The organism is Pantoea sp., assembly GCF_028283705.1.
In the GTDB taxonomy this organism is placed as follows: domain Bacteria; phylum Pseudomonadota; class Gammaproteobacteria; order Enterobacterales; family Enterobacteriaceae; genus Pantoea.
The window spans coordinates 158,330-180,998 of record NZ_JAPWKD010000032.1 but is presented as its reverse complement, the minus strand read 5'-3'; the positions used below and the strand labels follow the sequence as shown (position 1 = coordinate 180,998).

Below are 22,669 nucleotides of genomic sequence, written 5' to 3'. Positions count from 1 at the left end.
AGCCTGCCCTTGGTTTCAGACACATTGAGGGTAAAGCTAAATCAGAACTGGTAAGTCATACCCACAGCCACGACGTCGTCGCTGTTGAGTGCCAGTTTGTTGTCGTCAGACAGCTGGTTGATCTTGTAATCCACCATCACAGACATGTTTTTGTTGAAGTAGTAAGTCGCACCCACGTCGATGTATTTCACCAGGTCGGCATCGCCGATACCGTTTTCGATATCTTTGCCTTTGGTCTGTACGTAACCCAGTGACGGACGCAGGCCGAAATCAAACTGATACTGTGCAACCAATTCGATGTTTTGTGCTTTGTTCGCTGCACCAGAAACTGACGCACCCTGATAAGTCCCGCTGATTGGGGTCATGTTGCGGGTTTCGGTGTAGATAGCCGCCAGATACACGCTGTTGGCGTCATATTTCAGACCAGCACCCCAGGATTCAGCTTTCTGGCCTTTACCGTAGGTACGGGCTTCCTGCTGATTGGTACGGTCAGAAGAAGTGATGGCACTGATCGCGCTGATGCCGGTATCACCAAAGCTATAACCCAGTGATGCACCGTAACCGTCGCCATTCTGACGAGAAGTATCGGTGGCGCTACCACGGGCGTTGGCGCTGGTGGAATCGTTTTTGCCCTGGTATTGCAGCGCGAAGCGCAGACCATCAACCAGGCCAAAGAAGTTGTTGTTACGGTAAGTGGCTACGCCAGTAGCACGCTGAGTCATGAAGTTATCCGCACGCGCAGTACCGTCGCCGCCGAATTCCGGGAATACGTCAGTCAGACCTTCCACGTCATACAGCACGCCGTAGTTACGACCGTAGTCGAATGAACCGTACTGGCTGAATTTCAGACCGGCAAAGCCCAGACGGGTTTTGTTGCCGGTGTTAGCGTCTGAACCTTCAGAGTTGTTGACGTTGTACTGATATTCCCACTGGCCGTAACCGGTCATCAGGTCGTTGATCTTTGTCTGACCTTTGAAGCCGATACGAACATAGGATTTGTCACCGTTTGAGCTTGCGTTATCGCTCATGTAGTTTTCGGCTTTAACTTTGCCGTAGAAGTCCAGTTTGTTACCGTCTTTGTTATAAACTTCAGCGGCATGCGCGGTTGAAGCCAGAGCCAGCGCGGATACGACTAATGCCAGTTTGCTTTTCATCATTTTGCTATCAATCCCAATGAGTAAAATTTGTTGTGCTCGTGAAAGAGCTTGTAATAAAACACGGGGACTTTTTACCGGTTAGCGATGAAAGTTTTATGACAGTTTTTCTGATTTCTTGTTAATCGCGAACTTTTGGTCTACCGCATTGTCCGGGGATTTTTGTGCTTTTCCCCCGGCGGCTGTTGGCTTCCTTGCTCACTCCTGATAAAACGTCCCTTCGCAGAACTTTTTTCTTATATGGCAGGAAAAACATGAGTGGCAGTCAGACCCTTGTGGTCAAGTTGGGTACCAGCGTTCTTACCGGCGGTTCACGTCGGCTGAATCGGGCGCATATGGTGGAGTTGGTTCGTCAGTGTGCGCAGCAGCACGCGGCGGGACATCGTATTGTTATCGTCACCTCGGGCGCGATGGCGGCCGGGCGCGAACACCTGGGTTACCCTGAACTGCCACCTACCATCGCCTCAAAGCAGCTGCTGGCTGCGGTGGGGCAGAGCCGTCTGATCCAACTGTGGGAACAGCTGTTTTCGATTTACGGCATTCATATCGGGCAGATGCTGCTGACGCGTGCTGATATGGAAGACCGTGAGCGTTTCCTATACGCACGCGACACGCTGCGCGCGTTGCTTGATAACCATATCGTGCCGGTTATCAACGAAAACGATGCTGTTGCCACTGCCGAAATTAAAGTTGGCGATAATGATAATTTGTCGGCGCTGGCCGCCATGCTGGCGGGTGCTGACAAGCTGCTGCTGCTGACCGATCAACAGGGGCTGTTCACGGCCGACCCGCGCAATAATCCGGAAGCATCGCTTATCAGCGATGTGCATCAGATTGACGATGCGCTGCGCACGCTGGCTGGTGGTAGCGTCTCGGGTCTCGGGACCGGTGGGATGGCGACCAAGCTACAGGCGGCGGATGTTGCCTGTCGTGCGGGTATCGATGTGATTATCGCCGCAGGCAGCCGCAGCAACGTGATTGGCGAGGTGATCGACGGGAAACCGGTTGGCACCCGCTTCCACGCGCAGCAAACGCCACTGGAAAACCGTAAGCGCTGGATCTTTGGTGCGCCACCGGCCGGTGAAATTACCGTGGATGACGGCGCGCTGACCGCGATTCTTGAACGCGGCAGCTCGTTACTGCCAAAAGGCATCCGTGAGGTGCAGGGCAACTTCTCACGTGGGGAAGTGATCCGTATTCGCAGCCTTGAAGGGCGTGATATTGCCCATGGCGTAACACGTTATAACAGCGATGCGATGCGCATGATCGCCGGACATCACAGCCAGCAGATCAGCGAGATCCTCGGTTACGAATATGGCCCGGTAGCCGTGCACCGTGACGATATGATCGTCAGTTAAGGAGCGATTGATGTTAGAAGAAATGGGTAAAGCGGCGCGTGCGGCGTCGTACAAACTGGCGGAACTCTCCACCGCAGAAAAAAATCAGGTGTTGCTGACTATCGCCGATCGGCTGGAAGCGGAAAGCGCCGATATCCTTGCGGCGAATGAGCAGGATCTGGCTGATGCGCGCCAGAATGGCATGAGTGCCGCGCTGCTGGATCGTCTGACGCTCAATCCACAGCGCCTGAAAGGCATTGCTGATGATGTCCGTCAGGTGTGCCGTCTGGCCGATCCGGTCGGACAACTGATTGATGGCGGGTTGCTCGATAGCGGCCTGCGTATTGAGCGCCGCCGGGTACCCTTAGGCGTGGTAGGAGTGATTTATGAAGCACGTCCTAACGTCACGGTGGATGTTGCCTCGCTGTGCCTGAAAACCGGTAACGCAGCGATTCTGCGTGGCGGTAAAGAAACTTATCGTACTAACGCGGCGACGGTGCGGGTGATTCAGAACGCGCTGGTGCAACACGGCTTACCGGCGGGCGCCGTCCAGGCAATTGAGAACCCGGATCGTGAACTGGTTAATCAGCTGCTGAAGCTGGATCGCTATGTCGATATGCTGATCCCGCGCGGTGGTGCCGGGTTGCACAAACTCTGCCGTGAAAACTCGACCATTCCGGTGATCACCGGGGGGATTGGGGTGTGCCATCTGTATCTTGATGAAACCATGGACACAGAAGCGGCGCTGACGGTAATCGTCAACGCTAAAAAGCAGCGCCCGAGTGCCTGTAACTCACTGGAAACACTGCTGATCCATCGTGACCAGACCGAGCGTTTCCTGACTGCTTTCCTGCAACGTATGGCGCAGGAAAACATTGCATTGCATGCTGATGAGAACATCATCGCACTGGTGCAGAACGGTCCGGCCAGCGTGGTGGCGGTTAAGGCTGCCGAATATGACGATGAATGGCTGTCGAACGATCTGAATATCAAGCTGGTGGATAGCATTGATGAGGCGATTGACCATATTCGGCTTCATGGTACTCAGCACTCGGATGGCATCCTGACACGCAGCATCGGCAACGCCAACCGTTTCGTGAATCAGGTCGATTCGTCGGCGGTTTACGTTAATGCCAGCACGCGCTTCACCGATGGCGGCCAGTTTGGTCTGGGGGCCGAGGTCGCGGTCAGTACGCAGAAACTTCATGCGCGTGGGCCAATGGGCCTCGAAGCCTTAACCACCTACAAATGGATTGGCTGGGGCAACGATACGCCACGCGGTTGATGTTTAATCAGAGTAAAACAAGCATCCTGAAAGGGTGCTTTTTTTTTACCTTGGATCCTGGCTTTTCCTGCGCATTTTGACTTTCTGCCATTCATTGCTGATTTGTGACGTCAGTAAGGGGATAATGATCATTCAGTTTGATTGATAAAAGCGGTTAGGTAGTAAACTAGCGGTAATATAAAATGAACTGGTAGCAAAGATAAAAACCCTACTTCGTCTCTACCTGATGGCAGATTATTAACTGATGGTTAAAAAAGACAGTGCAAAACAGGATTTTACTGCCAGGCTGGTTGCTGCATGCGATAGCGCGGGGATTGCTGGACACGGGCGGAACCAACAGATTGCGAAAGCCTTGCAGGCAAGAGGATGCAAAATCTCAGCGCCGGGCGTCTGGAAATGGTTCAACGCCCAATCTATTCCAGATGACAGCAACCTGCTGGCGCTGAGTCAGCTGCTGGATGTGCGCGTGGAATGGTTACAGTATGGTATGGAAAAACCGGCAGCAAGGGTGACTCAGTATCCTTTCAACCAACAGCGGCCCGTATTTCGGGTTGAGAGTCTCGATATCGGACAGCACAGCGCACATGGTATTGCGGCTCGTGACCAACTGCTGGAAACCCTTCAGGCAATCGAATATAGCCCTGACGAAGCACGCCTGTTATTCAACGGGCGATCGGCAGAGCATATCCGTCTGATCGCCATAAACAGTGACTCGATGGCCGGCACGTTTGCGCCGCGTGACCAGCTATTTGTCGATATCAGCGTACAGCGTTTCGATGGCGACGGTATTTACCTGTTTACACTGGATGAGCAGTTTTATCTGAAACGCCTGCAATTACAGCATCACCGTGTCGCGGTTATCTCAGACAACAAACGCTATGAAACCTGGTATCTGACTCTGGAAGAGGCCGCTCGTCTCCAGGTGATTGCCCGGGTTGTCATGAGTCAATCACGCAATTATCAATTTCCCGGTTAGTCTTAACGGTTAAAAATATTCTGGCTGAAATCAGAAATTTAACTGATGGTAAATAAAAAATTAACTATTGGTGTTTGATAAAGCATAAGAATACGTTAATAATTTGAGCATGCAAGGACATCATCGTGGCTGAGGAATAGCCTGCTCTTAAACAATCGAGGCGCTGCACAAGCGCGATGCATACCATCCAAAGTCAGTGGATTTTGGGATGGGGTGGATACGCATGTTGCAGTGTTACCGGTTGTTCTCCGTTGTTACTCTCCCATGCGGCCCCCCCATCGCCAAAGACTCATTCACAGGAGGAGTTATGGCGATTATCCAGTATGGCAAATCTGTATTTCCCGGGAATGCGCGCACGCGTCGACACCGACGCCGTCAGTCTCTCAGTCGTCTGAAGTGCTGCATTGATAACGCGTTTGGCCTGGAACCGATGACGTTAACACTGCGCAATGCAGAGCGCATTTGCCAGCGTCAGCATCTTTCCAGGGTTGAACGGGCCGTCATCGCACCTTTGTTTCTTCGCTGCAAACCAGTCGTGTTTGATCACTGCGGCCTGCCCCATGTTCATCTCTACGCCGTGCGCTAACTCTTAGCCAGCGGTTTTCTCCAGATTTAAGTGGAACACTTCATTTTTCCCATTAATTAACGGCGCTTGAGCGAAGTGCAGATGTGCTGCGGCGTTTTTACGGCTGATTGATCAGCAGGTTTTATGTTTTACGCCGCGCCAAATCAACGAGGAGGATGTTATGAGCCAGATTATTGCCATTTTGAATTTTGAAGAGGGCTATCGGGAAACGCCTTATCTCGATAGTCAGGGGTTCCCGACGGTGGCCGGGGGGATTCGCATCGGTCCAAAAGGGGCCACTCTGAGCAACTATATCTTTTTGGTACCGCGCCTGGTGGGCGATACCTGGAAGCAATTGATTGTTGAAGGCAAGGCCCAGCAGATGCATAGCCGGGCGGCATTGCAGCAGGCATTATCCCAGTGCAATGAAGCGCGTTGTGACGTGCTCTACAGCATGGCGTATCAGCTCGGGGTTGAGGGTCTGGCGTTGTTCAGAAATATGCTCACGGCCATCACCCAGAATGACTTTGATGCTGCCGCTGATGCCATGCTCAATAGCTTGTGGGCGAGCCAGACGCCAGGGCGGGCACGTCGCCATGCTGAGGTCATGCGCAGCGGTACTTACGATATCTACCGGGGGCTGCTATGAAATGGCTAATGTTCCTGGTCGCGGTACTTACCGTGGTCATCATTCTGCTGTTACTCCAGCGTTTTACTACGCTGCAATTCGTTTCTCATGCTCGCCTGTTGTTTAAAACCTGGTCAGTGTGGTTGGCTTCACTCGGTTCGATCCTCAGTGCCTGGGTGCAATCTTTTCCTTCTTCCGCCCTGACGGCATGGAACACGCTGCCTGAAGATGTCAAAGCGGTGCTCCCGCACAACTACCTCGGTCTGATAGGTGCATTTATGGTGGCGATGGGGGTAATGGCCCAGTTCGTCCGCCAGAAAAACCTGCTGAAAGAACAACAGGAGGAAATCCATTCAAATCAATCCTGAATCCTTAACGTATGCCTGAGGAGGCTAAGATGATTGAAAGTAATTTATTTGCTGAACTGGATGCGAGTTTGCCAGCGCAGTCTGGTGAGGTTGCAATATTAAAACGCGACTCGGTTTTCAGGGGGAGGGAGCGTTTTATCGCACAGATTTTGAAAGGGGCACGATAAATCGCGTCACGACATTTTGTTTACGGTATAAGCAGTTTTGGCCGGTAATGCGGGAAAAGCAGTCGCACCTTTGCTGGTCCTTGACTCATCTGCCGGTTTTTTCTAACTTATTTCACCGTAGTTCCCGCCCCAACGCCGGTATAGCTCAGTTGGTAGAGCAGCGCATTCGTAATGCGAAGGTCGTAGGTTCGACTCCTATTACCGGCACCAGTCACGCTAAATAAAGCGGTGCTGGAATAACCCCGTTGTAAACCCCCTGATGTCAACACCTCTTGTCAATTCACCTGAATCAATTTTGAGGATCCAACCATGCAAACGATCTCTATTGCCCTGACCAGTAACTGGACTCAGCTCGCCACTGGCACAGGTATCGTCACCGCGCAGCTGATCGATCAAAGCACCGCTTACCTTTATATTGGCGACTCGGCTCCCTCTGATAATGCTCCGTGCCTGCGTATACCCGCTGACGGTGTCACCCTGGCGAATGGCGCCATCGCGTGGGTCAAAGGGTCGGGTACGTTGGTCGCCGCGACCGTGTAAGGGGGAGCCAAACGATGGCAAAATTCTCCCACAAAACGCGTCCCGTCTGATCCCCTCGCGCTGATCCCCCGCTAAATAACCCGAACCCATTAACCTCACGGCTCCTGCTGTGGTGGGGTTTGCGCGTGTCTGAAATTCAACTGAGTAAGGATTGAAAATGTTAAAAATTGGTAATACTGATGGGCTTACCGTACAGGAAGCCACCACGATTTCCCGGACAAATCTGGCCGGAGTCAGCACTTTCGCATCGCTCAGAGCACGTCGACCCGCGTTTGAAGGGGAGCGTGTCTGGATTAGCGGCCACACCAAAATTGGCTGGGGTGCTGGCTGGTTTAGGGGGCACCTCAGCACCGGCAAGGATGACGGCGGGTTTACTGCCGCTGGAACTGGCTGGTACTGGACCAGAGAGTGTGATCTGAATGATCTGACCGTTTGTGAATTTGGAGCCATCCCGGATGGTGTCACAGACGCAGGCCCCGCATGTACCGCGATGCTGGAATTTATGCTGAGTGGCGTAGCGGTAGCTGTCGCAGGACTCAGCACCATCAAGCAGGCAGGCATTAAGTTTCCGGCAGGAACATTCTTTATCAAGCCTCTGGATTGGCGCGGGTACGGTACTGCCATAGCCTCGGGGTCTGCTGACCTGAAGTATTATCCTTCAGGATACACCGCCCATGGTGGCATCCGCATTCAGGGTATGAGCACCCCTTACGGTAAGCAGATATTCACCCGGATTATCAGCGATGGCTCAGCCAGCACCGTGTTTCAACTGAACCACCGCCGGATGATTGTCGAGGGTATCGCCTGGGACGGTCAGCAGAAAACCGCATACGACACTAGTAGCTACCTGCTCAAGGGGGCAACCCTGGGGGTATTTAATGATACCGCCTCGAATAAGCAGGGCTTTATGTCGAATGAGTGCGTGGCGGGATGCTATATGTACCTGAAAAATTGTTCCGCTACGAATACCGGCTCCTACATGTTCTATGTGCTTGATACGCTGGACAGCATTGTTGAGCAGGTGTACGGATCTGTCACCGCTGGGCCGGTGGTGCAGGTGGGGTGGTCGAATTACCCCGCTGGCGTATGGGATCACAGCACCTCTCTGGAAATCCGTAACTGTAACTTCCTGACCAACCTGGCCCCGGCTATCTGGGCGCCGCGCTGTCAACAGGCCATTATGCGTAACGTCTGGTTCAGCGGACCGGGTACGACACCGTTCGATATCAATAACGGTCAGTGGATTCTGGACATGGTATGTATTGAAGGATGTGTGCATAACCCGGTGCTGTATGCCTGTAAGGGACAAGGTAACGTGATCTCTGTGCCGACCGGTAACGCCCTTGACTACGACACCACCCCGAACGGTGGCAGCTGGCCAAGTTACAGCACAAACCCGGATGGCTCTGGCATTACATCATGGCTGAGTAACTATGAGCGTGGACACATCAGGGTTGAAAACCACGGTGTGGAACTGTTCGGCACCCTGAAGACTAAATGGACTTCAGGTGTTCTGCGCGGTACTAACAACTCAGAAACCCCCCTCTGGCTGAATATTGGGGCATTCTCATTCCCAACGGTAGGGCAAATCTGGGAGATAGAGATTATCTGTCGTAACGGGTACAGCACTATCGGTAGCGGGAACTATAGCCCTGCCGGTGCGGATCGTACCCCAGGCAAGACCATCATCAAGTTGCAGAGAACCAGCGCGACTCAGCAGATTGTTCAGTACTGGCATGAGGGGGCAAGTGGTGTGACGGCGGTGCAATACCCCACCAGCGCCTACAGCACAGATCTCACCGCATTGTGGATTCGATTTGCTGCTTACACGGGTGAGTACGTCATCAACGTTAAAGGCACCGGCCCAACCCGGTTTGATGCGGGTACCTGTTCGCTGTTCACGCCGGACGGTAGTACGCAGACCGACTCTCCCGGGCTGAATGACGCCACGCCACGCTTCAGTCTGCACAACGGGAGTGCTGGAGTCGGAGCGCAGGGTTCCCTGCTGGCCTTGGCTTCCGCGACAGGAACCCCCGCTAATTCCACCAAGCCTGGCGGATATCTCCAGGTTGTGGTTAATGGCAATGTTGTGTTTCTGCCCTATTACGCCTAGCTGAAGTCTCCCCTGGCGGCTGAAACAGGAAGCGTCAGAACACATAACAAACGCCGCGCCGCCACTTTTTTGCATCCCACAGTATCTCTGCGTCCGGCTGTTACAACGCGATACATCACGCCCCATAACGCAAACAAGCTCGATACATCCGCGTGGTCTTCTGTACAGGACGTCATGAACGACTCACTGGAGAAACGACTATGTTGCGTAAACTGATCCTTATTTCACCCATTTTATTCTCATCTGCCACCTGTGCATGGGCTGCTAATGTCGGCGATCTCAGCGCGGGCGACGTGCTGGGGCCAGCAGCTGTTGCGCCGCTGGAGAAACCTCAACCACCGGCAAGACTGATTGTTGATGCACCTCTCGCCGGCCCACTGCGTAAGGGGGCGGTGTTTATTCAATATCGGGCAGAAAACCTGCGTATCGAACCCGTTTTTGGCCCTGAGGCCTTAAAAGTGACGCCCCGCATCGGTCACCTCCACATCATTGTGGATAACAACCCCTGGCATTGGGCCGATACCAGCGGTGAACCAGTGATTCTGGTCGGGTTGCCTGCGGGTAAGCATAAGGTCACCCTGATCCTTGCCGACCCAACGCATAAGCCGCTGGATAGCAAAACAGTTGAGTTTATCGTGCCAGAGCACACTGCCACGATGCATTAAGCGTTTAGGCTCGTGTTAACTCCGGCAGTGATGTTCTTACTTGCACTCTCCCGATGTCTCAGGTCAAATAGCGCCCAGGCAAACGGTTGCGCGGTTATTTTGTGCGTTTATGTCGATTAAATGGTCGATGTGACTATTAATAACCCCATTAGTGACCGTTTTTTGCGTTTATGCCATCCGTGCCATCAAAAAACGGTTAGCATGAGGGCGTCGCGCCGACCGCGTCATAATTCGCAGCCGATACCGGCTGTGCTTTGGATCAAGATTCATTCTGGAGAGACAGATGGAAACCACGCAAACCGGCACGGCGGGTGCCGTCGAGGTAGCCGCAAAGGGCTGGCGAAAAAGTGATACCGTGTGGATGCTGGGTTTGTACGGTACGGCGATTGGGGCAGGGGTGTTGTTTCTGCCCATCAATGCCGGGGCAGGCGGTTTGATTCCGCTGATTATCATGGCGATTCTCGCCTTTCCGATGACGTTTTATGCCCACCGTGCACTGACGCGGTTTGTGCTCTCCGGGAAAAATCCCGGCGAAAATATCACTGAAGTGGTGGAAGAACATTTTGGCGTGGGCGCGGGTAAGATCATCACGCTGCTCTACTTTTTTGCCATTTATCCCATCCTGCTGATGTACAGCGTGGCGATTACCAACACCGTCGATAGCTTTATCGTGCACCAACTGGGCCTGGTGTCGCCGCCGCGTGCCGTGCTGGCGTTGATTTTGATTGTCGGCATGATGACCGTGGTGCGTTTTGGCGAGCAGATGATTGTCAAGGCGATGAGCGTGCTGGTGTTCCCGTTTGTGGCGGTTCTGATGCTGCTGGCGTGCTATCTGGTGCCGCACTGGCATGGCGCAGCGCTGGAAAGTCTGTCATTCAGCCAGAGTAACGGCGACAGCAATATCTGGATGACGCTGTGGCTTGCGATTCCGGTGATGGTGTTTTCCTTTAACCATTCACCGATCATCTCCTCTTTTGCTGTGGCAAAGCGCGAAGAATATGGCGCAGGGGCGGAGCAGAAGTGTTCACGTATCCTGGCCTGCGCCCATCTGATGATGGTGCTGACGGTGATGTTCTTTGTGTTCAGCTGCGTGCTCAGCCTGTCACCGGCGGATCTTGATGCGGCCAAAGCGCAAAACATCACCATTCTGTCTTACCTGGCGAATCACTTTAACGTGCCGATGATTGCCTGGCTGGGACCGATTGTGGCGATGGTCGCGATCACTAAATCATTCCTCGGTCATTACCTTGGCGCACGTGAAGGTTTTAATGGGCTGGTGATTAAATCGCTGCGCAGTCGGGGTAAGTGTGTCGCGCCGCAACGTCTGAACCGTTTGACGTCACTGTTTATGCTGCTTACCACCTGGCTGGTGGCGACGCTCAATCCGAGCATTCTGGGGATGATTGAGACCCTGGGCGGGCCGATTATTGCCATGCTGCTGTTCCTGATGCCGATGTATGCCATTCAGAAAGTGCCGGCAATGCGTCAGTACAGCGGGAAGATCAGTAATGGATTTGTGGTGATTGTCGGTGTGCTGGCAATTTCATCCATTTTTTATTCGCTGGCGAATTAATGCTATGACGGTGGCGAACTCTCGCCACCGTTAAATTGCCTTACACCGCGCTCAGTTCTAACGTGCGGCCAGTTTTAAACACACTCATTGATTGCGCCAGACGCTCAGCCTGGTCTTGCAGCGCCTGGGAGGCTGCCGACGCTTCCTGCACCAATGCGGCATTCTGCTGCGTTACCGCTTCCATCTGGGTAATCGCCAGATTGATTTCGCTGATACCGCTGCTCTGCTCGTTGCTGGCAATGGTGATTTCACCCATGATATCCGCCACGCTTTTCACGCTGTTGACCACTTCACCGATGGTTGAACCGGCATGAGAAACCAGACGGCTGCCTTCATCCACTTTCGCCACCGAATCTTCAATCAGCACTTTGATCTCTTTTGCTGCGGAGGCAGAGCGCTGTGCCAGATTGCGGACTTCGCTGGCGACCACGGCAAAACCACGTCCCTGTTCACCGGCACGCGCTGCTTCCACTGCGGCGTTGAGTGACAGGATATTGGTCTGGAAGGCAATGGAGTCAATCACGCTGATGATATCGACAATCTTCTTCGACGACAGCGCAATGGCTTCCATCTTCTCAATCACCTGTTCCATCACCTCGCCACCTTCTTTCGCTACATCAGAGGTGTTGGCGACCAGCTTGTTAGCCTCACGCGCGTTCTCGGCGTTGTGTTTCACCGTTGACGTCATTTGCTCCATCGCTGAGGCGGTTTCTTCCAGCGAACTGGCCTGCTGTTCGGTACGCGAGGAGAGGTCAAGGTTGCCACTGGAGATCTGATTGGATGCCACGGCAATGGTGTCAGAACCGGCACGTACATCAGAAACGATGGTCAGCAGGTTATCGTTCATGCTTTGCAACGCACGCATCAGCACGCCGGTTTCATCTTTGCTTTTCACTTCAATGTGGGTACTGAGATCGCCCGCCGCGACTTTACCGGCAATCTCAACCGCTTCATTCAGCGGACGTACGATCGAACGAGTCAGTAAAAAGCCGAGGATAATTGAGGCGACAATGGCGATAGCGGAGAACACCAGCGTCACCATGATGGCCGTTGAACCATCGGCAATGATGGTAATTCCTTCCTTCTGCAGCTGTTCAGACTGCGAATTGGCAAAAGCGTTAGCACTGTCGAGATAGGTATTCTGAGTATCGGTGATCGATTTCAGCACATAGGTGCTGGCACCCTCGAGATTGCCTGCACGCACCAGATCCAGCAGCGCATTTTTCTGCTGTTCAAACTTGTGACTGGCTTCCAGCAGACCGGCGATCTTCTTTTTCCCGACGGCGGTCACCTGGATCGCTTCGATTTTTTTCATCGCCGTATTGGTACGATCGGTCGCTTCAGCCAGTTGTTTGTAGCGTTTTTCGTTGTTCTCCGGGCGCGAGGTATCGATAACGATGCCACGCAGGTATTTGATCTGATCATTGACGCCATCGCGCACATCAAAACCCAGGCGCACTTTGACATAACGATCTTCGACAATGGAGGTGATGCCATTTTTGATGTTGCTGATTTTCGTGATGGAGGTAATCCCCACCACGACCAGCAGCGCCACCACCAGGCCAAAGGCGATGCCCAGCCGGACGCCGACTTTCAGGTTCTTAAAGCTCAACATAGGTTCTCCCCGTGATGCCAAAATGTATGGTTTTCAAGATAGAAAAGCAGATGAGATATCTGCATCAGGTTGATGTTTTTTAAGGAAAAAAAGTGTGCTCACTTCGGCGGGACAAGCCTGACCGGCACGCGCAAGCGCTATGGTTATCGGATGTTAATGTTTTTACTTTAATTTTTTAGAGGTGTGTCACAAAAATTTGACCGGAAATGACATCTTGCAGGCGGGATGTAACATGCAGCGGCGCGATAACTCGCGCCGCCACGCGTGATTTATCGCACCGCCTCCAGCACGCGGTAAATCACATTCGACAATTCATTAATTTCGAATTTTGCCACATAACCATCGGCCCCGACTTTGCGCACATGGTCTTCGTTAGCGCTACCGGAAAGGGAAGAGTGGATCACTACCGGAATATGGCGCAGCACATCATCACGTTTGATGTTACGCGTCAGGGTAAAACCGTCCATCTCTGGCATTTCGAGATCCGTCAGCACCAGCGCAATTTTGTCATGGATGGATTGACCCGAAGCCTGCGCTTCCTGCTGCATCTGGGTGATTTTCTGCCACGCCTCAAGACCGGTGTTGTGCATGATGGCGGGGATGCCCATGCTTTTCAGACCCTGCTCCAGCAGCTGACGCGCCACTTTGGAGTCTTCCGCCACAATTGCGACCTGGCCTGGCTTGAGGTTGAAGTTTTTCACCGTCTCTTCGCCCGGCTCGACGCCGCGTACCGATGGGATGATGTCATACAGGATCTGTTCGACATCCAGCACCAGGGCCAGATTGTTGCTGTCACCGTCGCTATCGAGGCAGGCAATACTGGTGATGTTGCGGCTACCGATGCCCGCCTCAGCGGTGTGCACCTGATTCCAGTCGAGACGCACGATGTTTTCCACGGATTCCACCGCGAAGGCCTGGGTGCTGCGCGCATATTCCGTCACCAGCAGCAAATTCAGCCCGGTTTCCGGGGTACAACCGGTCACGGCAGGCAGGTCGATCACCGGAATAAACTGATCGCGAATGCTGGCCATACCCAGCAAAGGTGACTGCATACCCGCAGCACGGGTGATATTCGGCATCGGTACGATTTCACGCAGTTTGAATACGTTAATACCGTACAGTTCGGATTTACCTTTCCGCTGATCGGAGCCGAGGCGGAATAGCAGCAGTTCGAATTTGTTTGATAACGCGAGGTTAGCGCGTTCATCGATCTCTTTCTGGAAATTATCCATCCTGGCCTCGCTCAGGGCTGTGTTAAGGGCATGGCAACATCGCCGTGATCGGGTTATCGGCAGGTTGGTTAAAAAATAGAGAGTGGAGAGGGGAATTTTAGCGTGAAGGCGATCGCCCTCACGCTGGCCGGATCATTTCAGCAGAATGGCACGCACGCTTTTGCCTTTGATCTTGCCTTCTTTTAGCTTGATCAAGGCCGCTTTGGCCTGGGAGGCCGCAATCGCCACATAAGCATGGGTAGGGGTGAGATCGATCTTACCGATCTGATCGGCATTGAAACCGGCTTCGCCCGTCAGTGCGCCGAGGATATCACCGGGACGGATTTTGGCTTTGCGGCCACCATCGATACACAGCGTCATCATCGTGGCAGGCAGCGCTTTCACCGCATTACCTTTCAGGGTACTGGCGGCAACCCATTTGAGCTTCTGTTGCAGATAATCTTCCAGGGCATGGGCGCGCACCATCTCATCGGCGGCGACGAAACTGACCGCCAGACCGGTTTCTCCAGCGCGGCCAGTACGACCAATACGGTGCAGGTGCACTTCCGGATCCCACGCCAGCTGGAAGTTCACCACCAGCGATAGCGCTTTAATGTCCAGACCACGTGCCGCCACGTCGGTAGCGATCAACACCCGGCTGCTGCCGTTGGCAAAACGTATCAGCACGCGTTCACGATCGCGTTGTTCCAGATCGCCATGCAGGGCGAGGGCGCTAATCTGCCGATCGTTCAGGGCGGCGGCAATGTCATCGCACTCACGTTTGGTGTTGCAGAACACCACACAGGAAGCGGGTTGCTGCTGGCTGAGCTGCGCGCTCAGCAGATTGATACGTTCGCTGGCGCTGACTTCGACAAACTGCTGTTCAATGGCGGGCAGTTCGGCTTCGGTTTCGGTCGCTACTGCCAGTGCGTCACGCTGATAGCGTTCGCTCAGGCTGGCGATGCTGTCTGGCCAGGTTGCGGAAAACAGCAATGTCTGACGGGATGCCGGGGTAAAGCCGATAATGGCTTCCATGTCGTCACGGAAACCCATCTCCAGCATACGATCTGCTTCATCCAGCACCAGAGTTTGCAGCTGGCTGAGGTCGAGGTTGTCGCGCTTCAGATGATCAAGGATACGGCCCGGCGTACCGACCACGATATGCGGGGCGTGCACCAGTGAATCGCGCTGCGCGCTCATCGGCTGACCACCGCATAACGTCAGAATTTTTATGTTACGCGTGAAACGCGCCAGCTGACGTAACACGTTGCTGACCTGATCTGCCAGCTCGCGCGTCGGGCACAATACTAACGCCTGAGTATGAAACTGGCTGTTTTCAATCCGTTGCAGCAGACCGATACCAAAGGCGGCGGTTTTGCCGCTACCGGTTTTTGCCTGCGCACGCACGTCGCGCCCCTGCAAAATGGCGGGCAGGGCGGCAGCCTGAATTGGCGTCATGGCGTCAAAACCCATCTCGCGCAGGTTGTCGAGTTGGCTGGCGGGCAGTTGCGTCAGGGTAGAAAAAGCAGTCACGGAACAGTCTCTGATATCGGGCGGAGTTGCGGCGGCCAGTCTGGCAGAAAGGGGCGGTCTCATCAATGATAAATCACGCGGGGGTAGTGAGGTGATTACTTACGGGAACCAATAAAAATCTGGAAATATTTGGTTTATTTTTCGACATAAATCATCGCAAAGTTTTGATGTTTTTTCCGAAACTTCTGACAGTCTGAAAATCTGCATCAGACAAAAAAGACTGACTTTACAGCAAAGTGGCCACAGGTTAACACCAGGATCGCCCTCATTCACTGATGTTATGCTTATCTTTCCTGTCTGTTACAGGAAAATCTGATTAAACGAGGCGGTCACTCTGTTTTATATTTAGCGCGCCATTTGGCAAATATAAAACAACTTCAGAGGTCATTTCATTGAGTCACTACGTTCAGGGACATAACGAGGACATTCTGAAAATCGTCGGCCGCGCCGTGTTGACCCTACACATTCATGGAGAGACGCTGTCATCTGACAAAGTCAGTTCCATGATTGCCTGTTACGCGGAAGAAGAGCCTGTCAGCGACGAAGAAAACCAGCGGCTCTATGCGCTGGCTATTCAGATGTTATCGTAATCATCCAGCATGGCATGGGATGCAGTCGTCTATGCCTGATTATTCCTAAAGCCTCCGCACCTGGAGGCTTTCTTGTTTCAGAAGACAGACTTCGGCAGCTTATTGGTCCTACCAATCGGCTTTAAATATTGCCATGACGTCACATAATACGAAAAATCACCCCAGTCTCGTTGCTTTAGATTAACAATGCGTTAACTATCTGGACCCGGAAAGCCCGATTAGCTGAATTTTGGTCGGACCAATTTAGCTAAAAACAGCGGCAAATTACGTGTGGTGCACCTCTGATGCGTCACGCAGACTTCTGGTGACCTCTGGAGATCGCAGCATGCAAGTCTGGCAACAAAATTATGATCCTCTCGACAATATCTGGCTTTCCAGCCTGGTGGCGGTGATCCCGATTGTGTTCTTTTTCTTCGCGCTGATTAAGCTCAAGTTGAAAGGCTATCAGGCGGGGACGGCGACGGTGGTACTGGCACTGCTGGTGGCCTTGCTGCTGTACGGTATGCCGGTGGGGCAGGCGCTGGCCTCGGTGGTTTATGGTTTTCTCTACGGTCTGTGGCCGATCGCCTGGATCATTGTCGCGGCGGTGTTCGTCTACAAAATTTCGGTGAAAACCGGTCAGTTCGACATTATTCGTGCTTCGATTCTGTCGATCACCCCGGATCAACGTTTGCAGATGCTGATTGTCGGCTTCTCATTTGGTGCCTTTCTTGAAGGGGCTGCGGGTTTTGGCGCACCGGTGGCGATCACCGCCGCGCTGCTGGTAGGGCTGGGTTTCAATCCGCTGTATGCCGCTGGCTTGTGTCTGATCGTCAACACCGCGCCGGTGGCGTTTGGCGCGATGGGGATCCCGATCATTGTTGCCGGGCAGGTCACCGGGCTGGACAGCTTCCATATCGGACAGATGGCAGGGCGTCAGCTGCCGTTCCTGACCATCATCGTGCTGTTCTGGATTATGGCGATTATGGATGGCTGGCGTGGGGTGAAAGAAACCTGGCCGGCGGTGATGGTGGCGGGGGGATCGTTTGCTATCGCCCAGTTCCTCAGCTCTAACTTCCTCGGCCCGGAGCTGCCGGATATCATTTCCTCGCTGGCATCCCTGGTATGTCTGACGCTGTTCCTGCGTCGCTGGAAACCGGTGCGGATTTTCCGCTTCAATGATGTGGGCGCTTCGCTGGTGGATCAGAACCTGTCACGTCAGCGTTATAGCGCCACGCAAGTCATCCGCGCCTGGATGCCGTTCCTGTTTCTCACCGCCACCGTTACGCTGTGGAGTATCCCACCGTTTAAAGCGTTGTTTGCCAAAGGCGGTGCGCTGTATGACTGGGTATTCACCTTTCCGGTGCCGCTGCTGCATGAGCTGGTGGCGCGTATGCCCCCGGTGGTCGGTAGCGCGACGCCCTATCCGGCGCTGTTCAAATTTGATGTGGTATCAGCGACCGGTACCGCGATTCTGGTGGCGGCAGTGCTGTCAGTGATTTGGCTGCGGATGAAGCCGCAAGCGGCGCTGGAAACCTTTGGCGAGACGCTAAAAGAGCTGGCGCTGCCGATTTACTCGATTGGCATGGTGCTGGCCTTCGCCTTTATCTCCAACTATTCCGGTCTGTCTGCCACCTTGGCGCTGGCGCTGGCCCATACCGGCGATGCCTTCACCTTCTTCTCACCGTTCCTCGGTTGGCTTGGCGTGTTCCTGACCGGCTCGGATACCTCTTCAAACGCGTTGTTTGCTGCTTTGCAGGCGACCACGGCGCAACAGATTGGGGTGTCTGATGTGTTGCTGGTGGCGGCCAATACCACCGGCGGGGTAACGGGTAAGATGATTTCACCACAGTCAATCGCCATTGCCTGTGCCGCCGTTGGGCTGGTGGGCAAAGAGTCGGACCTGTTCCGTTTTACCGTCAAACATAGCCTGATCTTTACCTGCATGGTGGGGGTGATCACCACGCTACAGGCTTATGTCTTAACCTGGATGATTCCATGACAGAAAACACGCCGCGTTTAGCGGAGACGTTGCGGGCGCGGTTGCGCGCCTGGATTGATGAGCACCAGCTGCAACCCGGCATGCGCCTGCCGGCAGAGCGGCAGCTGGCGGCTGAGTTTGGTGTTTCGCGCTCGTCGCTGCGCGAGGCCATTCAGCAACTGATCAGCAGCGGTGTGTTAATCAGCCGACGCGGCGGCGGCACCTGGCTTTGCGAGCCGCAGGAGCCGTGGTCAGAACAACGTATTGTTGCCCCGATTCGTCAGCTGCTGGCTGACGATCCTGATTACCGTTATGACATCCTCGAAGCGCGTCACGCCATTGAAGCCAGCACCGCCTGGCATGCGGCGTTACGCGCTACAGAGGCCGATAAAGAGAAATTGCAGTACGCCTTCGATGCCACGCTGAAACTGAGTGAGCGTGATGATCCCGATTTGGCCGCTCAGGCTGACGTGCGTTTTCACCTTGCCATTGCCGAAGCCTCGCACAATGTGGTGCTGTTGCAGACCATGCGCGGCTTCTTCGAACTGCTGCAATCTTCCGTGATGCAAAGCCGCCAGCGCATGTATACCCAGCCGGTGATTTTTGACCGCCTGACGGAGCAACATCAGGCTTTGCTGAACGCGATTCTGGCGGGGGATGCTGAAGCAGCACGCCTCGCGGCGATGGACCACCTCGGCTTCGTCCACACCACCTTAAAAACCCTGCATGAAGATGAAGCCCGACAGGCGCGCATTACCCGTCTGCCGGGGCATGAACTGGATAAACGCAAGGACAAATCCTGATGATCATTTCTGCTGCTAGTGACTACCGCGCCGCGGCGCAACGTATTCTGCCGCCGTTCCTGTTTCACTATATCGACGGGGGAGCCTACGCTGAGCATACGCTGCGGCACAACGTCTCGGACCTCGCGGAAATCGCGTTGCGCCAGCGCGTGCTGAAGAACATGTCCGATCTCAGCCTTGAGACCAAATTGTTTAATGAAACCTTATCGATGCCGGTGGCACTGGCACCGGTGGGGCTGTGCGGCATGTATGCCCGGCGCGGCGAAGTGCAGGCAGCTCGCGCCGCAGCGTTAAAAGGTATTCCGTTTACTTTGTCGACGGTGTCGGTGTGTCCGATTGAAGAAGTGGCTCCGGCTATTAATCGTCCGATGTGGTTCCAGCTGTATGTGTTGCGCGATCGCGGTTTTATGCGCAATGCGCTGGAACGCGCCAAAGCGGCAGGTTGTTCAACGCTGGTGTTTACCGTGGATATGCCCACGCCTGGGGCGCGCTACCGTGATGCGCACTCCGGGATGAGCGGGCCAAATGCGGCACTGCGTCGTTACTGGCAGGCGGTGACCCATCCGCAGTGGGCGTGGGATGTCGGTTTGCATGGCCGTCCGCACGATCTTGGCAATATCTCCACCTATCTCGGTAAACAGACCGGGCTGGAAGATTATATTGGCTGGCTGGCCAATAATTTTGACCCATCGATTTCGTGGCAGGATCTGGAGTGGATCCGAGAATTCTGGGATGGTCCGATGGTGATCAAAGGCATTCTTGATGCAGAAGATGCGCGCGACGCAGTGCGGTTTGGTGCTGATGGTATCGTGGTCTCCAACCACGGTGGGCGTCAGCTTGATGGCGTGCTGTCCTCCGCACGGGCGCTGCCAGCGATTGCCGATGCGGTGAAAGGCGATATTACCATTCTGGCGGACAGCGGCATTCGCAGCGGTCTGGATGTGGTGCGGATGATCGCCCTCGGTGCCGACAGCGTGCTGCTCGGTCGTGCTTTCCTGTATGCGCTGGCGACACATGGTCAGCGTGGCGTGGAGAATCTGCTGACGCTGATTGAGAAAGAGATGAAGGTGGCGATGACGCTGACCGGGGCGAAAACCATTGCGGATATTACGCGGGATTCACTGGTTCAGGCTAACGCGCTGCTGTCCGAAGCAGGGCTGGCCCCGGCGCGTCCGCGCGCGGTGAGTTGATCCGGCAGAGTGAAAGGCGTTGTCTATACTTACTCCCTGTCTGACTACAGGAGGAATGACATGACCATTCATAAGAAAGGATCGGCCCATTGGGAAGGTGACATCAAAGGCAAGGGAACCGTCAGTACTGAAAGCGGCGTGTTGAGCAACCAGCCTTATGGCTTTAACACGCGCTTTGAAGGGCAGAAGGGCACTAATCCGGAAGAGTTGATTGGTGCCGCGCACGCAGCCTGTTTTTCCATGGCACTCTCCCTGATGCTCGGCCAGGCCGGACATCCGCCAAAAAGCATTGATACTACTGCGGATGTCTCGCTGGACAAGCAAGGTGAGGGCTTTGCCATCACCAAAATTGCCCTGACCAGCAGCGTATCGCTGCCCGGTATTGATAAAGCCCAGTTTGATGAAATTATTCAGAAAGCCAAAGCCGGTTGCCCGGTGTCCCAGGTACTGAATGCCGAGATCACCCTCGACTATACCCTGAATAATTGATCGCCTCAGCGGCGGACCAGAGCTAAACTCGACGATGCGCCTGCGGGCGCATCGTTACGTTCAGCCATCCGGGAGGGTGCGTGGCAAAATATCTGGCTGCGAAGAAACACTGGAAAATGGTTTTGGTATTGTTGTGCATCTGCGGGGCGTTGCTGCTGATTCGCTGGGCGGCAATGATATGGGCTTAAAAGACTGGATTAGCCGCCACAAACTCGGTGTGCTGGTGATGGTCATTCTGGTACTGGAGCTGGTGCATTATTTGCTCACTGCCAGCTGGTTGCCGTGGCAGCTGGGCCAGGCTTAGGCGTATTCGTTGTCCGGCCGCGCGCTGCGTACGTTACTGCGCGCAATACGATAGGCTTTGCGCGGATCCCCCACCACAAATTCGAAGGTTGGTGAGTAGTAAAAGGGCAGCCAGCCGCCATAGCCGCTCTCCCACTCCCAGCGTACCGGGCAGGGCCAGAGAATGCCGTCATACAAAATGTAATAAACCCAGCGTCCGTTCGGACGACGGGGGCGAGAAGTCTTCATGGGATTCACAACGGTAAAAGTGTACAACAGCTTATATTTTGAACGCTAAGCCACGTACTTGCAATGCCGCCTGGTTAATTTATACACAGGTGGCAGACTCACCGGCACCAAATTAACGGTGTACTTCACCGCAAATCAGCACCACTTTTGGCCGGACTTTATGAATCCGGTCCGCCATTTGCTCACAGGCCACTTTGGTCGGGTAAATATATTCCGACACGGGCAAGGCATCACAGGCATCGTGCCCACAAGCGCTCACTAATAAAACAAAACCAATCAACATGGTTTGGCTCCTGATACACATTTTCTCTGGTACGGAAAGTGTGACTGTTTGTTCCTTTTTTACGATCCAGTATAGCCAAACGAAACGGGAGCCGCTTATCAGCCTGAGCGGCTTTTTTTACCCGAATTTCGATATTATAACTGCACCAGGGCTTAACAGCAGCGCAATCTGAGCTAAACTGTGCGGCCCTGGAAAAATGAGAAGTGAGTCAAAGATGTCTACTGAAATTGCCCACCCGGACAGCAGCCCGAAACAAGCCGCCCTGCAACTGGTGATTGAGCTGGTGCGTGCCGGGAAACTCAGCCCGCTGCACGGCGATGCCTCGAATATGATTTCAATCTACGAACAATTCAAAAAGCATTTCGAAGCGGAAAAAGCGTAAGGTCGCGGCGCGAGTTATCGCGCTGTTTTTATGCGTAATACCAGACCGGCAGAATCGCGATAAGGTTATTCAGCGTGTGCAGGAACACCGGCAGTGCCAGGCTGTTACTGCGCAGGCGCGCGTAGCACAACAGCAGTGAGAACAGCGTCAGTGCCACGATGGTTTCCCAGTGCACGTATTGTGTGTGCATCACGGCGAACAGCAGCGACGTCAGCAGCATGCAGGCGAAGCGGCTTTTCGGTGCCCACAGCAGGAAACCCTGTAGCAAAAATCCCCGAAACAACACTTCTTCAAATACCGGTGCCAGCAAAACTGCCGTCAGCAACAGGATCAGCATCGAATTGCGTCCCTGCTGGGTTTGCGCCACCAGCCAGCCTTCCGGTTGCAGGAACTGGGTTTGTGCCGCCATCAGAATAAACAACGCACCAATAAACATCAGCGTCTGGCCGGGACGCAGGTAGCCCAGCGGAATGTCATTACGACGCTGACAATAGAAGCGATACAGGGGATAGATCACCGCAAATTCGAACAGACACAACACCGGTACCAGCAAACCATCATTCCGCAGCACCCCGTAGTTAGGAAACAGCGTAATCAGCATGGTGACGAGGTAATAAACCACAAAGCTGCCAACGTAAAACAGCGTCAACGTAACTTTGTCGGATTGGGTGTCCATAGGCGACTCAGCGAGCAGAGGAAAACGCATAGTAG

At 54.0% G+C, this 22,669-nt stretch carries 26 protein-coding genes and 1 tRNA gene; 20 read left to right on the top strand and 7 right to left on the bottom strand.

Annotated elements, in window-relative coordinates; all coding sequences use genetic code 11:
• Positions 1 to 41: 41 nt before the first annotated feature.
• Positions 42 to 1,157: a porin gene (locus tag PW844_RS23850; RefSeq protein WP_299457171.1), complete on the bottom strand. Its 1,116-nt coding sequence runs from the start codon at positions 1,155 to 1,157 to the stop codon at positions 42 to 44.
• Positions 1,158 to 1,408: 251 nt separating this feature from the next.
• On the opposite strand from PW844_RS23850, the gene proB reads away from it, so the two are divergent.
• From proB to PW844_RS23790, 12 genes are all read left to right on the top strand, one after another.
• The gene (proB, locus tag PW844_RS23845; protein WP_299457168.1) at positions 1,409 to 2,512 is read left to right on the top strand and encodes a glutamate 5-kinase; all 1,104 of its coding nucleotides are present in this window, start codon (positions 1,409 to 1,411) and stop codon (positions 2,510 to 2,512) included.
• A gap of 10 nt (positions 2,513 to 2,522) precedes the next feature.
• On the top strand, positions 2,523 to 3,776 hold the full coding sequence (gene proA, locus PW844_RS23840; protein WP_299457166.1) for a glutamate-5-semialdehyde dehydrogenase: 1,254 nt from the start codon (positions 2,523 to 2,525) through the stop codon (positions 3,774 to 3,776).
• 244 nt (positions 3,777 to 4,020) lie between these two features.
• A complete protein-coding gene (locus tag PW844_RS23835) occupies positions 4,021 to 4,752 on the top strand; it encodes a S24 family peptidase (protein WP_299457164.1) in 732 nt (243 codons plus the stop codon).
• A 307-nt stretch (positions 4,753 to 5,059) separates the two neighbouring features.
• On the top strand, positions 5,060 to 5,338 hold the full coding sequence (locus PW844_RS23830; protein WP_299457162.1) for a hypothetical protein: 279 nt from the start codon (positions 5,060 to 5,062) through the stop codon (positions 5,336 to 5,338).
• A 160-nt stretch (positions 5,339 to 5,498) separates the two neighbouring features.
• Positions 5,499 to 5,966 carry a glycoside hydrolase family protein gene (locus PW844_RS23825; RefSeq protein WP_299457160.1) on the top strand — a complete coding sequence of 156 codons (468 nt, stop codon included), beginning with the start codon at positions 5,499 to 5,501 and terminating at the stop codon, positions 5,964 to 5,966.
• Positions 5,963 to 6,313: a hypothetical protein gene (locus PW844_RS23820; RefSeq protein ID WP_299457158.1), complete on the top strand. Its 351-nt coding sequence runs from the start codon at positions 5,963 to 5,965 to the stop codon at positions 6,311 to 6,313. The genes PW844_RS23825 and PW844_RS23820 overlap by 4 nt, the downstream gene beginning before the upstream one ends.
• Before the next feature lie 29 nt (positions 6,314 to 6,342).
• Positions 6,343 to 6,480: a hypothetical protein gene (locus PW844_RS23815; RefSeq protein ID WP_299457156.1), complete on the top strand. Its 138-nt coding sequence runs from the start codon at positions 6,343 to 6,345 to the stop codon at positions 6,478 to 6,480.
• Positions 6,481 to 6,614: 134 nt separating this feature from the next.
• Positions 6,615 to 6,690: transfer RNA gene (locus tag PW844_RS23810), tRNA-Thr, on the top strand.
• A gap of 99 nt (positions 6,691 to 6,789) precedes the next feature.
• The gene (locus PW844_RS23805) at positions 6,790 to 7,020 is read left to right on the top strand and encodes a hypothetical protein (protein WP_299457154.1); all 231 of its coding nucleotides are present in this window, start codon (positions 6,790 to 6,792) and stop codon (positions 7,018 to 7,020) included.
• A 157-nt stretch (positions 7,021 to 7,177) separates the two neighbouring features.
• Positions 7,178 to 9,133 carry a hypothetical protein gene (locus PW844_RS23800; RefSeq protein ID WP_299457152.1) on the top strand — a complete coding sequence of 652 codons (1,956 nt, stop codon included), beginning with the start codon at positions 7,178 to 7,180 and terminating at the stop codon, positions 9,131 to 9,133.
• Positions 9,134 to 9,333: 200 nt separating this feature from the next.
• Positions 9,334 to 9,798 (top strand): DUF6130 family protein, encoded by a 465-nt coding sequence (locus PW844_RS23795; RefSeq protein WP_299457151.1) that lies wholly within the window; start codon positions 9,334 to 9,336, stop codon positions 9,796 to 9,798.
• 283 nt (positions 9,799 to 10,081) lie between these two features.
• Entirely contained in the window at positions 10,082 to 11,371 is a 1,290-nt protein-coding gene (locus PW844_RS23790) for an HAAAP family serine/threonine permease (RefSeq protein WP_299457150.1), read from the top strand.
• Positions 11,372 to 11,411: 40 nt separating this feature from the next.
• Here the strand turns inward: PW844_RS23790 and PW844_RS23785 are convergent, their stop codons facing one another.
• From PW844_RS23785 to dbpA, 3 genes are all read right to left on the bottom strand, one after another.
• Positions 11,412 to 12,986 carry a methyl-accepting chemotaxis protein gene (locus PW844_RS23785; protein ID WP_299457149.1) on the bottom strand — a complete coding sequence of 525 codons (1,575 nt, stop codon included), beginning with the start codon at positions 12,984 to 12,986 and terminating at the stop codon, positions 11,412 to 11,414.
• Positions 12,987 to 13,255: 269 nt separating this feature from the next.
• The gene (locus PW844_RS23780) at positions 13,256 to 14,218 is read right to left on the bottom strand and encodes a chemotaxis protein (protein WP_299457148.1); all 963 of its coding nucleotides are present in this window, start codon (positions 14,216 to 14,218) and stop codon (positions 13,256 to 13,258) included.
• Positions 14,219 to 14,350: 132 nt separating this feature from the next.
• Positions 14,351 to 15,730: an ATP-dependent RNA helicase DbpA gene (gene dbpA / locus PW844_RS23775; RefSeq protein WP_299457146.1), complete on the bottom strand. Its 1,380-nt coding sequence runs from the start codon at positions 15,728 to 15,730 to the stop codon at positions 14,351 to 14,353.
• A 392-nt stretch (positions 15,731 to 16,122) separates the two neighbouring features.
• Here dbpA and PW844_RS23770 point away from each other — a divergent pair, with 392 nt between their 5' ends.
• The 7 genes from PW844_RS23770 (at position 16,123) to PW844_RS23740 (ending at position 21,066) form a co-directional block, all read left to right on the top strand.
• On the top strand, positions 16,123 to 16,320 hold the full coding sequence (locus tag PW844_RS23770; RefSeq protein ID WP_299457143.1) for a hypothetical protein: 198 nt from the start codon (positions 16,123 to 16,125) through the stop codon (positions 16,318 to 16,320).
• A gap of 325 nt (positions 16,321 to 16,645) precedes the next feature.
• On the top strand, positions 16,646 to 18,301 hold the full coding sequence (lldP, locus tag PW844_RS23765) for an L-lactate permease (protein ID WP_299457141.1): 1,656 nt from the start codon (positions 16,646 to 16,648) through the stop codon (positions 18,299 to 18,301).
• Complete coding sequence (gene lldR, locus PW844_RS23760; RefSeq protein ID WP_299457139.1) at positions 18,298 to 19,083, top strand: transcriptional regulator LldR; 786 nt, start codon at positions 18,298 to 18,300, stop codon at positions 19,081 to 19,083. The genes lldP and lldR overlap by 4 nt, the downstream gene beginning before the upstream one ends.
• Positions 19,083 to 20,273 (top strand): FMN-dependent L-lactate dehydrogenase LldD, encoded by a 1,191-nt coding sequence (lldD, locus tag PW844_RS23755; protein ID WP_299457137.1) that lies wholly within the window; start codon positions 19,083 to 19,085, stop codon positions 20,271 to 20,273. The genes lldR and lldD overlap by 1 nt, the downstream gene beginning before the upstream one ends.
• A gap of 60 nt (positions 20,274 to 20,333) precedes the next feature.
• Entirely contained in the window at positions 20,334 to 20,762 is a 429-nt protein-coding gene (locus tag PW844_RS23750; RefSeq protein ID WP_084873003.1) for an OsmC family protein, read from the top strand.
• Positions 20,763 to 20,842: 80 nt separating this feature from the next.
• The gene (gene yniD, locus PW844_RS23745; protein WP_223300457.1) at positions 20,843 to 20,950 is read left to right on the top strand and encodes a small membrane protein YniD; all 108 of its coding nucleotides are present in this window, start codon (positions 20,843 to 20,845) and stop codon (positions 20,948 to 20,950) included.
• Complete coding sequence (locus PW844_RS23740; protein WP_276329367.1) at positions 20,941 to 21,066, top strand: hypothetical protein; 126 nt, start codon at positions 20,941 to 20,943, stop codon at positions 21,064 to 21,066. Before yniD ends, PW844_RS23740 begins: the two co-directional genes overlap by 10 nt.
• Here the strand turns inward: PW844_RS23740 and PW844_RS23735 are convergent.
• Together PW844_RS23735 and PW844_RS23730 are read right to left on the bottom strand one after the other, a co-directional pair.
• Complete coding sequence (locus PW844_RS23735) at positions 21,063 to 21,293, bottom strand: hypothetical protein (protein ID WP_084873005.1); 231 nt, start codon at positions 21,291 to 21,293, stop codon at positions 21,063 to 21,065. The genes PW844_RS23740 and PW844_RS23735 overlap by 4 nt on opposite strands.
• 112 nt (positions 21,294 to 21,405) lie before the next feature.
• Positions 21,406 to 21,576 carry a hypothetical protein gene (locus PW844_RS23730; RefSeq protein ID WP_299457127.1) on the bottom strand — a complete coding sequence of 57 codons (171 nt, stop codon included), beginning with the start codon at positions 21,574 to 21,576 and terminating at the stop codon, positions 21,406 to 21,408.
• 214 nt (positions 21,577 to 21,790) lie between these two features.
• Here PW844_RS23730 and PW844_RS23725 point away from each other — a divergent pair, with 214 nt between their 5' ends.
• Complete coding sequence (locus PW844_RS23725) at positions 21,791 to 21,958, top strand: hypothetical protein (protein ID WP_299457125.1); 168 nt, start codon at positions 21,791 to 21,793, stop codon at positions 21,956 to 21,958.
• A gap of 28 nt (positions 21,959 to 21,986) precedes the next feature.
• On the opposite strand, the gene PW844_RS23720 is transcribed toward PW844_RS23725, so the two are convergent.
• Positions 21,987 to 22,634 (bottom strand): type II CAAX endopeptidase family protein, encoded by a 648-nt coding sequence (locus PW844_RS23720; RefSeq protein WP_084873007.1) that lies wholly within the window; start codon positions 22,632 to 22,634, stop codon positions 21,987 to 21,989.
• Positions 22,635 to 22,669: the final 35 nt, after the last annotated feature.